Consider the following 11,326-nt stretch of genomic DNA (forward strand, 5'->3'; position numbering starts at 1 on the left):
TAAATTTGCTTGCTATTTAATTATTCTGATCAAGTTCATCTGGCTTAATTAGGATCACTTGATTCTGATAAATCCAGCCTTTTCAATCAGTTCTTGACCTTGAGGTGTTACTAACCAATTTGCATAAGCTTCTCCTGCTTGTTGATCAGCTTGACCATTCTGTTTGACAATCACAAATAAATTGCGAGTTATTGGGTAATTTCCACTACGAAAATCTTGAGCATTTAACTGGTTACGCTTACCAGGACATTCAGATGGAGGTATTAGGGGTTGTTGATAAGGTGCTACAAATTGACTGCTTGTCCGCCCGATTGGGAGAGATTTAATTGTACATTGGGGGACAATCTCTGGAGCCGAAGCGTAGTAAATTCCACCTGGAGTAGTGGCTATTTTTCTGATAGCTTCTGTCGTTGTCCCAATGTAACTAACATTGCTACCAAATTTATCTTTATTGAGGATATTTTCCACAAAAAATTCTACTGTTCCTCCTGCTTCTTTGCTACGAGATAAGGCTATAATAGGTAAATTCAATCCACCTACCTGTTGCCAATTAGTAATTTTGCCAGTGTAAATATCTTTGATTTGGGCAACACTTAAACCAGATACATTGAGTTGAGGGTGAACTGCGATGGCAATCCCATCAATTGCTACAGGAATTTCTTTGAGACTAAATCCTTTTTGTTGAGCTTGTGTGTTTTCTTCTGCTTTGATTGAACGAGATGATTGAGAAAAAGCTAGTTGATTATCTATCAACATCTTAATACCAGTTCCTGAGCCTGGTTTATCAAAAAGGGGTTGTGTGTATCGTAAAATAAACTGAGGGCAAATTGTTTGCAGTACTGAATCTACGTCTTTACGTATGGGAGACCAGGTGGTGCTTCCACCATAATTAAATGTGCCTTCAGGAATATTGGCTACATTACAACTAGGTGATGAATTTGGACTTTTGGATTTATCAACTAAGTTCTCAGAATTAGAACTATTAATTTTTGCCCAACGTTCCATTAAAAACCATAAGCCTCCAAAAATTAACCCACCGGTAATGATAAGAGATAAAAGCAGCCTAAGCGTTTCATTCTTGTGAGACATACTTGGTTTTGTTGATGTTAATTGTTTCTAAAGTATTGAAGATAATAGTTTATAAATAAGTTTAAATAACGTTGATATAGCGATAGTTACTAAGGCAGCAGCAACTGCTAAAATCACTATTTGCTGAATGGCAAGACCTCCCTGTAAGTAAGGCACAAAAAATATAATTGCCAAACTAATTGTGGGAATAATGAGCAGATCAAATTTTTCAATCCAGCGCTTAGTTTGACTAAAAATCAGACTTCCTAAAACCACAAAAGCAATAGCTAAAGTAATGATAGGGTTTTTGACTAAACTCAAAAGAGCGATCGCTATTAATGCTCCTTCAAAACCGCTAAAAGCCGCTCCAGCTAATAATTCCCAAGTTGCAAAAGCCGGTTGAACTGGTATTGGTTTTGGAGATGTTTGTGGTAAAGGTTGTTGTGGTAGAGGTTGTGGTAATACTGTTGGTGGAACTGAGGGAGCAAAAAGAGCTTCTAAAACTTCTTCGGCTGACTGAAAGCGTTGACTAGCAGCAGCCAGCAGCATTTTGTCTAAAATATCAGCTAATCGGGGGCTAACGGTGATTTGAGAACGCCATTTCCATTGATTAGTATAGGCATCAAATAGCTGATTTGCCTCTTGTCCTGTCATTAAAGTGATGAGAGTAACCGCAAAAGCATATAAATCCGTAGATGGAAAGACTTGACTTCCTGACATCTGTTCCGGTGGTGCAAATCCCATAGAATAGATTCCCGTGGAAGCAGCAGCACCAGCAGGGGCATTGGTAACTTGCTTAACTGCACCAAAATCCAACAAAAAGAGTTTACCATCCCGACGACGCATGATATTAGAGGGTTTAATATCTCTGTGAATAATGCCTCTGTCGTGAATAAACGTCAGCACTGGGAGAATTTCTCTGAGTATTTCTAGCGCTTGGACTTCAGAAAAATTGCCATTTTGAATTAATTCTTCTTCGAGATTTTGCCCATCAATATATTCTTGGACTAAATAAAAAAACTGGTTGGGCTGACTTGGTTGCAAGCTGGGAAGTGTGATAGTAAAAAAAGCAAATAGGTTAGGTATTTGCTTGTGTTCATTGCCTATTTCTTCTAAAGTTTCTGCTTCTTGTGTAAACAGAACTCTGGCCTTTTTTAAAGTTTCTTCGGTTAAATTGCCGACAGGCTGAAATTGCTTAACTACACATTGACGCATTTTCGGAGTATCTCGATCAATTGCCAGAAAAGCTGCGCCAAATCCTCCTTGTCCCAAAAGTTTAATCGGTAAATAGCGGTCACGCAAAATTAGTGGCATCCCACAGCTTGTACAGTATTTTTGCTGTGTAGTTTTTAAAGTTGTAATTTCATCTAAATCAGCAAAATGGTTTTTTGGGCGCGAACAATGTGGACGAGTGCAGTAAACTTCCATATTAGTTTTTAGTCATTAGTCATTAATTATTAGTGACTAGCACCGCTTTCTCGGATGCTCTGCGGTACTAGTCACTGTTAACCTTTGACAAAAAAATGTTCAGTCTGCGTCAGAAGAATTGAATTTGAGGGTATCCAATGTAGTTACCACTAAATCCTTTGGTGATAATTTTAACGTATCTTCATGCCATGTAGGAGTAGCAAACTGAGGTAAAATTTCCTGACTGAAGGCTTCTGCTGCTTTGGAACGATAACGATTGGGATTGACAATCAGCCATAGGGTTCGCTTGACAACTACACCTTCAATAGGGGTACGGTGTAGCACACCCATTTGTAATTCTTTAGCGATCGCAGAAGTAGAGACAAAGGCAGCCCCTAAACCAGATTGCACAGCATTTTTAATAGCTTCTATGGAATTTAGTTCCATTTCAAATTTAAAACGTCTGGTATCAATCTCACAGCGTGCTAACACCTGATCAATGACTTTGCGGATAGTAGATTGAGAATCGAGAGCAATGAATTGTAGTTTATATAGGTCTTCTTTTTGAATTGTTTCGAGTTTAGCAAAGGGATGGAATGTTGGCAAAATCAGCGCCAGTTCATCTTCTGCGTAAGGAACAATTTGCAAAGATTCCGCCAATTCACCGGGAATCTCTCCACCGATAATAGCTAAATCTACTTGTCCATTAGCCACACTCCAAGCCGTGCGGCGGGTAGAGTGGACGTGCAATTGCACTGCTACATCTGGATACTTTTGTCGGAACATTCCAATCATGCGCGGCAAAAGATAAGTGCCGGTAGTTTGAGAAGCCCCGACAATTAAAGTACCACCTTGGAGATTTTGTAAATCTTCGATCGCACGACAAGTTTCTTGGCACAGACTTAAGATTTTTTCTCCGTAGCTCAGGAGTAGATGCCCTGCTTCGGTTAATTGGGCGCGTCGTCCTCCCCGATCAAATAAGGGTACATCCAGTTGGCGTTCCAGGTTTTGTACTTGCAAACTGACTGCTGGTTGGGAGACATAAAGACTATCAGCGGCACGCTTGAAGCTCCCCTCTGCGGCGATCGCTTTGAGAATGCGTAACTGATCTAAAGTGAAAGGAAGGTCAGACATAAGGCTCAACCCACAAACTTTGAAAGGAGCGATTTTGGCAATAAATCAAGGTGAACAGCAATAAGCTGGGCATGATTTATTACAACTTCAACTGAGAGGCTGGACTTGGAAAAGACATTACCACAACATCTTGGCTAAAGTCCTCTTGTGTATAATCTGTTAAAGGTTAAGATGCTTACCAATACTAGCTTCTTTCATTTTGGATTCTTTAATTTTTAATTTTGAATTGAGTTGTGTCTATGATGCCGAATCCTTGGTTTACCTCCAGTCATTTTGTCATGCTGGGGTTACAGTTAGCTTTTGCGATCGCGCACAGTGGCGGCGCGGCTTTGCGTCCTTGGGCAGAAAAATACATCGGACCGAGGTTTTATCGCATTTTATTTGCATTAATCAGCTTACCCTTGGCGGTCATCTTAATTGTTTACTTTTTTAATCACCGTTATGATGGCTGGCAACTTTGGCAAGTGCAAGGTATACCAGGAATACAACCTCTCGTTTGGGTGCTGTCAGCGATTTCCTTTTTATTTTTATATCCTGCTACATTCAATCTACTAGAAATTGCGGCTATTCAAAAGCCCCAAGTTCATCTCTATGAGACCGGAATTATTCGTATTACCCGTCATCCACAAATGGTAGGACAAGTGATTTGGTGTGTTGCCCATACTCTCTGGATAGGCACTACCTTTACACTGGTGACATCATTCGGTTTGGTGCTACACCACTTATTTGGAGTTTGGCATGGTGATCGCCGCTTAAGCAACCGCTATGGAGAAGCCTTTGAAACGGTCAAACAGCGGACTTCAATTATTCCCTTTCAAGCTATTCTTGATGGTCGTCAATCTCTTAAATGGCAGGAATTCCTCCGCCCTGCCTATTTAGGGGTTGGAATTTTTGTGGCGTTGCTGTGGTGGTCGCACCCGCTGTTATTCGTAGCAACTAGTAGGTTGGGATGGTAGTTTTAAGTGATCCCCAATATAAACAGAAAATACCAATTTTATCCAAATTTGGACTTATCAATTACCACCAAATCAATGTAGGATGAAAGTAAATACCTGTCTGTGAGATTTTCCTCAGTCGGTTTGAGATTTTAGATTGGTAGTTGCTGGTCAAGTTACTTTCCTGGGAGGAAACGGCAATCAGGAGTTGAACAATAAAAAAAGCCACCGTGAATGTCGCGCTGGCTTTTTTGTCAGCAACGTCTTAAATGCGCTTAAATTTTGCTAATTTACACCTATTTTGAGCGCTAATATCAGCAAAAGCTGACTTGCCAATCTCCCATACTGGTAGTTACTTTGATATAAAAACCTTATAAATCAAGAGGCGTCATGGTGTTGTCGGTTAGTGAGCGGACATTTACTCAAGAAGTTTTAGAATCTCCAATTCCGGTTTTAGTTAATTTTGAGGCTCCTTGGTGTGGCTTGTGTCGCATCATCCATCCCCTGCTGTTGCAATTTCAAGCCCAATGCGGCGACGAAATTAAACTTGTGGGAGTTAACGCCGATCAAAATTTCAAGCTATCTACCACCTATAGACTGAAGTCACTACCTACTTTACTGTTGATTGAAAAAGGCATAGTCCGCCAACGTTTAGAAGGTTTTCGCAGTAGAGATGATTTACGTCTAGCTTTAGAAGAAATTAAACTCAACTACAGTAGTAGTCATAAAACTTACAATATTCCCAAAACCGCAGACTTGGAGTGCCGCACAGTGTAATTGGAGACCAGAGGCAGCTATGCATGAGGTGGAAGTTTTCTGGAATTTTGAATTTTGAATTTTGAATTGATTTGTCCCCAAATCTAAAACCATGCTTAACACCCCACCTAAAGCTCATTAGGTGGGGTATTTTATCATCTAGGGTGTGTGTCACAATTATTAACAGTTCCGACCTGGATCGTTGACTGTGGAAGAAACTTCTACAGCACTATCCTAACTTAGTCAAGAATTTTAAAAGTAGGCGTCAGTGATGGAAGTAATCTATCAGTATGCCTGGATGATTCCAGTATTACCTCTTTTGGGAGCAATGCTGGTCGGTCTAGGGCTAATCTCAATAAATCAGGTGACAAATCGCCTGCGACAGCTTAACGCTGTGGTAATTATCTCCCTGATGGGAGCAGCGATGGGATTGTCGTTGGCCTTGCTGTGGAGTCAATATCAAGGCCATGCGCCTTATCTCCGTACCTTTGAATGGGCATCAGCAGGCAATTTTCACCTGACAATGGGCTACACTATTGACCACCTGACAGCCTTAATGCTGGTGATTGTCACAACAGTAGCCTTCCTGGTCATGATTTACACTGATGGCTACATGGCGCATGACCCAGGTTATGTCCGGTTTTACGCCTATCTCAGCTTATTTGGTTCTTCAATGTTGGGTTTGGTGGTCAGCCCCAACCTGGTACAAATTTATATCTTCTGGGAATTGGTGGGGATGTGTTCCTACCTGCTAGTAGGATTTTGGTACGATCGCAAAGCCGCAGCAGATGCTTGTCAAAAGGCATTTGTCACAAACCGGGTGGGTGACTTCGGTCTACTCCTGGGCATTCTGGGGCTGTTCTGGGCGACAGGAAGCTTTGATTTCATGATTATGGGCGATCGCTTATCGGAACTGGTAGAAACCGGTTCTATTAGCAATTTCCTCGCTATCGTGTTAGCAATTCTCGTCTTCCTCGGTCCAGTTGCTAAATCTGCCCAATTCCCCCTCCATGTCTGGCTACCAGATGCAATGGAAGGTCCCACTCCCATTTCTGCCCTTATCCACGCGGCGACAATGGTGGCAGCAGGTGTATTCCTGATTGCTCGGATGTACCCTGTATTTGAACACGTTCCCGCAGCGATGAACGTGATCGCCTTTACTGGTGCATTTACAGCATTTTTGGGTGCTACTATCGCTATTACCCAAAACGACATCAAAAAGGGACTGGCTTACTCCACCATTTCCCAACTCGGTTACATGGTGATGGCTATGGGAGTAGGCGCTTACTCTGCTGGATTATTTCACCTCATGACCCACGCCTATTTTAAGGCGATGCTATTCCTGGGTTCAGGTTCGGTAATTCATGGCATGGAAGGCGTTGTTGGTCATGATGCGGTATTAGCGCAGGATATGCGCTTAATGGGCGGACTGCGGAAATATATGCCCGCCACCGGTATCACCTTCTTAATTGGTTGCTTGGCAATTTCCGGTATTCCTCCTTTTGCTGGTTTCTGGTCAAAAGATGAAATTCTCGGTGCGGCTTTTGCGGCTAACCCCTTCTTGTGGTTCATTGGGTGGGTGACTGCTGGGATTACCGCTTTTTATATGTTTAGAATGTATTTCTCGACATTTGAAGGCAAATTCCGGGGTAATGATGAGAAAATCAAAACCCAACTTAAGAATGCTGCGGCGGCGGTTGCTGAAAAATTAGGTGGAGTAGAATTAGCGCCTAATTTCGGTCCTGGGGCGATGAAAAAAGGCGAACTGGATAGTCACTCCCACGGACACAGCCATTCTCCCCATGAGTCTCCTTGGACGATGACTTTACCGTTGTTGGTGTTGGCTATTCCTTCGATGTTAATTGGTTTGATAGGTACTCCCTACGCCAATTATTTTGAGCAGTTTATCTACTCTCCTAACGAAAGTTTGGCTGAAGTAATGGAAAAAGCTGCGGAATTTGACCCCCATGAGTTTTACATTATGGCGGGTAGTTCTGTGGCTATTTCTGTTGTGGGTATTACTTTAGCTGTGCTGATGTATTTAGCCCGGAAAATTGACCCTGCTGCGATCGCTTCCAAAATCAAACCTTTGTATGAATTATCGTTGAACAAATGGTATTTTGACGATATTTATCACCGTGTGTTTGTCCTTGGTTTGCGTCGTGTTGCTAGACAAGTAATGGAAGTTGATTTCCGCGTTGTTGATGGTGCGGTTAATTTGACTGGTTTCTTTACTCTTGTTAGTGGTGAAGGTCTGAAATACCTGGAAAGCGGTCGGGTTCAATTCTATGCCTTGATAGTTTTTGGGGCTGTTTTGGGCTTGGTGATTGTTTTTGGTGTTACCTGATTTTAATGGGGGCGGTTTGTCCGCCCCTGGATTATTTTTTTGCACGCAGAGGCGCGGAGGACGCAGAGTTTTTCTCACGCAAAGGCGCAAAGACGCAAAGTAAGAATACAAAAGTGCGATATATTCAATATTGGGTAATATTTGATATACTTTTAGAGTTAAACAAGTAACCGTTAATACTCCTTAACGATATGGATGACCTTAAATATTTATTAAATAGTGCATCGTTTGACGAGAGAAAAGCTTTAGCAGATATTCTCAAAGCTAAAGAACCAACAGTTGACCGTATTATTGATCGTCTATGCGAAAAGAGTCAAGATACTGCAAGTTATATATTTAATGAAATATTTGATGATCATCCAAGTTATCAAAAAATAGTTAGACGTGCTGCTAAAAAGTTAAAAATCAAATGTGATAAATATGAATCTGCTAGTGTCATGGAAATCAAAATTGCACAGAAGGTAATAGAAACGATGTGGGAGAACATGACACCTGAGCAAAAACGACAAATGGAAGAACAGTTACGAAAAACAGCATCAGAATTTGATAAAGGAAGTGAACTTTTAGGAAGTAGTAGTATTTTTCTTGCTTTGACTGGTGCTAAGTTGTCTGGTTTTGGTATTTATTTACTAGCTTCAACAACACTTGGCTCACTTAGCGGAATGATAGGAATTACTTTACCTTTTGTTGTTTATACAACAATGTCACGTACTATAGCTCTCGTTCTCGGCCCAGTTGGTTGGATAGGTGCAGGATTATTTACAATATGGCAGTTAACCGAACCTAGTTATAAAAGAGTTATTCCAGCTATTGTTTATATTTGCGCTCTTAGAGCAAGGCTGGATGGTGGTTTCGCTTAATTATTTTTTCTGGTATAAGAGTTTTTTGTATATGTGATTTTCCTAATGCTGACCAATAAATGGTGCGTTAACCAAGTGTAACGCACCTTACCTGCCTATAGATCGCCCATACACAACAAATTAGTTTTTATATTTTTAACTTTTTCTAAATCTTCTAGATATTCATCCCACATTTCTTTCTTAATCTCTACTCCATATTGAAAAATAAAATCATTATTGCCAGATGCAATCCGCATTTTTTTCACACAGTGACTCAATCTTTTTCCCTGAAACAATGAACGATAAAAGGTGATATAAGCTACGGCACAATCAGCATAGCTCACTACTTTTCTATTACCTACAATTGCAAAGAAAGGTGGTTCACCATCATTATTCTTGTCCATTATTCTAGCAGTGAATCCTTGACAAGTAGACATACAAACAATCAGCCCTCCATTCATATATTGTTTCAATGGAAGGAGTAGTTGGTATAATTGACCCCATTGTATATATTCTTTGTTAAGCTTTATACCATCTTGATCGCCATGCATAGTTAAGTGAAGAATAGGAAATTTATTCAATTGATTACAAGCTTTTTCTAGACCTGAACCGAGCGCAATTTCCAGTGTTTGTAAGTCAGAAACAAAATTATATTTATAAGGAATATCATTATACTTAAAGGCTCTGCTTAAATAGCGTCCTTCCACCACATTCTTATCAAGGTCATTATTTGAAGGTGATTCTATGATGTAAACGAATCCGTTTTTGTAATCTATGTCAGACATCTGTTTACCATAAATAACGTTAACTCATCCTACTCTAGATAGAAAAAGTAAACTTGACATCGTAAAAACCGAACATTTGTAATCGTTTTTACCGAAAATTTCTGTAAAAATCTTAATTTTACTCAAAAAAGGACAAACAAAACGCCTATCCTCAAAGTTAACTAATTATCAAGTTACAAAAATATAACCCGATGCAAAATCAGTAAACTGTCTCATATAAGGTGGCTTAAAACCTAAAACTATATCCGTTTTTGGTACTCCCAAATCTACCAACTCACTAGCCACCCCTTCCTCTGTAAAATCCCTCTGAATCCAAATTTTTCCATCTCTAATATCTACATGAATAATTGTCCCATAAACGTAACTCACATTAATTCATGAGATTAAATCTAATCAATTTTGGTGCGTTACGCAACGCTTACACACCCTACTGTCAAATATGATATTACCAATATATCATCTACCAAGTCCACAATGACCAAAAAACAAGAAAGATCAGATCAAGATAGTCCCTGGAAAGAAATATTAGAAGCATATCTTCCCCAAGCTATCGAATTTTTCTTCCCAGAAACATCTGCATTAATTGACTGGAATAAACCCTATGAATTTCTCGATAAGGAATTTCAACAAATATCCCGTAATGCAGAACAAGGAAGAAGATACGCTGATAAATTAGTTAAAGTGTTCGCTAAAAAAGGTGGCGAAATTTGGCTATTTATCCATTTGGAAGTACAAGGTACATCAGAAGACATCTTTCCTCAAAGGATGTTTACCTATAACTTTCGCATTTTTGACCGTTTTGGTAAACCTGCCATTAGTTTAGCAATTTTATGTGATACCGATCCCAAATGGCGACCGACGGTATATAGTTATAATTATCCTCACACCAAGTTAAACTTTGAGTTTGGGATAGTTAAATTATTAGACTATCAAAATCGCTGGGAAGAGTTGGAAAGGAGTAATAACCCTTTTGCTATAGTGGTAATGGCACATCTCAAAACCCAAGCAACCACTAAAAAACCACAGGAACGGAAAAACTGGAAATTTCAACTCATTAGAAGACTGTATGAACGCGGTTTACAGGAAAAAGATATCCGCAACCTTTACCGCTTTATAGATTGGGTAATGTTATTACCAAAACCATTAGAAAGGGAATTTTGGCAAGATTTTAAAGCGTTTGAACAGGAGATCACTATGACTTATGTTACCACCGGTGAACGCATTGGTTATGAAAGAGGTGAGCAAAATTTAGTTTTGAAACAACTTAAAAAACGTTTCGGAGAAATTTCAGAAGATATTCAGCAAGTAATTACTGAATTATCTATTGATCAGTTAGAATCTCTGGGAGAAGCTTTATTAGATTTTACTTCTGTTGATGATTTAATCAACTGGTTGCAACAAAATCAGGAGCAATAAATAATAGTGTTGAGGTAGAGGATTAATGTTTTTCTGCATTTCATTCTACCCAACACATCAGGATTTTAGATAAAAAGCGCATCACCAAATTACCTCACGTCCTGGAACATAATCACGGACATTTACCCAAACTTCATCAGGGTTGATTTCTATTTCTTCATCTATTAATTCTTGTCGGAATTGTTCTATAGATTCCGAAAGATTTGGTTCTTTAGCAATTGGTTTTGCAAGTCCTTCCGCAATTTCTCTTTTAGCACGTTGAGCAGATGCAATCAATTTATTTTGACTTTTCTTAAATGAATTATCCCATTTCAGTTCATCTTGCAAATCTGCCAAATATTCTCTCAGATGTTCTGCAACTTGTTCTTGTACATCTTCAGATAAAGATTCCATCATTTTAACTACAGTGGTAATTGCTGGAGATGACATAATCTAATTTCCTTTTAAACTTTACCAGTTTATTCTACTAAAAATAACTCAATCAAAATAATGAACAATACTAATTCCAAACAGTCAGATATCACAGATAACGAAATGCTTCCAGAATAAGATTTTACAGGTGGTGTAAGTGGAAAACATTACCAAGCTTATAGTCGAGGATATACTGTGAAAATTCATCAAGCTGATGGTACAGAAATT

9 protein-coding genes and 2 pseudogenes are annotated in these 11,326 nt (G+C 39.5%); 5 read left to right on the forward strand and 6 right to left on the reverse strand.

What is annotated here, in order from left to right:
- Nucleotides 1-54 precede the first annotated feature (54 nt).
- From A9Y75_RS05815 to A9Y75_RS05825, 3 genes are all read right to left on the reverse strand, one after another.
- A complete protein-coding gene (locus A9Y75_RS05815) occupies nt 55-1,089 on the reverse strand; it encodes a substrate-binding domain-containing protein (RefSeq protein ID WP_071188570.1) in 1,035 nt (344 codons plus the stop codon).
- A 27-nt stretch (nt 1,090-1,116) separates the two neighbouring features.
- Complete coding sequence (locus tag A9Y75_RS05820; RefSeq protein WP_071188571.1) at nt 1,117-2,496, reverse strand: serine/threonine-protein kinase; 1,380 nt, start codon at nt 2,494-2,496, stop codon at nt 1,117-1,119.
- A 99-nt stretch (nt 2,497-2,595) separates the two neighbouring features.
- Nucleotides 2,596-3,609, reverse strand: a complete 1,014-nt coding sequence (locus A9Y75_RS05825) for a LysR family transcriptional regulator (protein WP_071188572.1) — start codon at nt 3,607-3,609, stop codon at nt 2,596-2,598.
- Between the two features lie 239 nt (nt 3,610-3,848).
- Between A9Y75_RS05825 and A9Y75_RS05830 the strand changes: the two genes are divergently transcribed.
- The 4 genes from A9Y75_RS05830 (at nt 3,849) to A9Y75_RS05845 (ending at nt 8,507) form a co-directional block, all read left to right on the forward strand.
- Nucleotides 3,849-4,565 (forward strand): NnrU family protein, encoded by a 717-nt coding sequence (locus A9Y75_RS05830; RefSeq protein ID WP_177176126.1) that lies wholly within the window; start codon nt 3,849-3,851, stop codon nt 4,563-4,565.
- A gap of 369 nt (nt 4,566-4,934) precedes the next feature.
- Nucleotides 4,935-5,321, forward strand: coding sequence for a thioredoxin domain-containing protein (locus A9Y75_RS05835; protein ID WP_071188574.1), 387 nt, complete (start codon nt 4,935-4,937; stop codon nt 5,319-5,321).
- A 250-nt stretch (nt 5,322-5,571) separates the two neighbouring features.
- Complete coding sequence (locus A9Y75_RS05840) at nt 5,572-7,647, forward strand: NAD(P)H-quinone oxidoreductase subunit 5 (RefSeq protein ID WP_071188575.1); 2,076 nt, start codon at nt 5,572-5,574, stop codon at nt 7,645-7,647.
- Nucleotides 7,648-7,838: 191 nt separating this feature from the next.
- Nucleotides 7,839-8,507: a YaaW family protein gene (locus A9Y75_RS05845; protein WP_071188576.1), complete on the forward strand. Its 669-nt coding sequence runs from the start codon at nt 7,839-7,841 to the stop codon at nt 8,505-8,507.
- A 95-nt stretch (nt 8,508-8,602) separates the two neighbouring features.
- Here the strand turns inward: A9Y75_RS05845 and A9Y75_RS05850 are convergent, their stop codons facing one another.
- Both A9Y75_RS05850 and A9Y75_RS05855 read right to left on the reverse strand, forming a co-directional pair.
- Nucleotides 8,603-9,271, reverse strand: a complete 669-nt coding sequence (locus tag A9Y75_RS05850) for a hypothetical protein (protein ID WP_071188577.1) — start codon at nt 9,269-9,271, stop codon at nt 8,603-8,605.
- A 168-nt stretch (nt 9,272-9,439) separates the two neighbouring features.
- A pseudogene (locus tag A9Y75_RS05855) lies at nt 9,440-9,628 on the reverse strand (element excision factor XisI family protein); the annotation flags it as partial.
- Nucleotides 9,629-9,745: 117 nt separating this feature from the next.
- Here A9Y75_RS05855 and A9Y75_RS05860 point away from each other — a divergent pair.
- Nucleotides 9,746-10,687, forward strand: a complete 942-nt coding sequence (locus A9Y75_RS05860; RefSeq protein WP_071188578.1) for a DUF4351 domain-containing protein — start codon at nt 9,746-9,748, stop codon at nt 10,685-10,687.
- 216 nt (nt 10,688-10,903) lie between these two features.
- Here the strand turns inward: A9Y75_RS05860 and A9Y75_RS05865 are convergent.
- Nucleotides 10,904-11,116: pseudogene (locus tag A9Y75_RS05865) on the reverse strand (hypothetical protein); the annotation flags it as partial.
- Between the last annotated feature and the right edge of the window lie 210 nt (nt 11,117-11,326).

The organism is Trichormus sp. NMC-1 (assembly GCF_001858025.1).
In the GTDB taxonomy this organism is placed as follows: Bacteria; Cyanobacteriota; Cyanobacteriia; order Cyanobacteriales; family Nostocaceae; genus Anabaena.

Bases quoted from the DNA above. Each gene is read 5' to 3' on its own strand.
- A9Y75_RS05850 (WP_071188577.1), bottom strand. From the start codon at position 9,271: ATGTCTGACATAGATTACAAAAACGGATTCGTTTACATCATAGAATCA.
- A9Y75_RS05860 (WP_071188578.1), top strand. From the start codon at position 9,746: ATGACCAAAAAACAAGAAAGATCAGATCAAGATAGTCCCTGGAAAGAA.
- A9Y75_RS05825 (WP_071188572.1), bottom strand. From the start codon at position 3,609: ATGTCTGACCTTCCTTTCACTTTAGATCAGTTACGCATTCTCAAAGCG.
- A9Y75_RS05830 (WP_177176126.1), top strand. From the start codon at position 3,849: ATGATGCCGAATCCTTGGTTTACCTCCAGTCATTTTGTCATGCTGGGG.
- A9Y75_RS05820 (WP_071188571.1), bottom strand. From the start codon at position 2,496: ATGGAAGTTTACTGCACTCGTCCACATTGTTCGCGCCCAAAAAACCAT.
- A9Y75_RS05845 (WP_071188576.1), top strand. From the start codon at position 7,839: ATGGATGACCTTAAATATTTATTAAATAGTGCATCGTTTGACGAGAGA.
- A9Y75_RS05840 (WP_071188575.1), top strand. From the start codon at position 5,572: ATGGAAGTAATCTATCAGTATGCCTGGATGATTCCAGTATTACCTCTT.
- A9Y75_RS05835 (WP_071188574.1), top strand. From the start codon at position 4,935: ATGGTGTTGTCGGTTAGTGAGCGGACATTTACTCAAGAAGTTTTAGAA.
- A9Y75_RS05815 (WP_071188570.1), bottom strand. From the start codon at position 1,089: ATGTCTCACAAGAATGAAACGCTTAGGCTGCTTTTATCTCTTATCATT.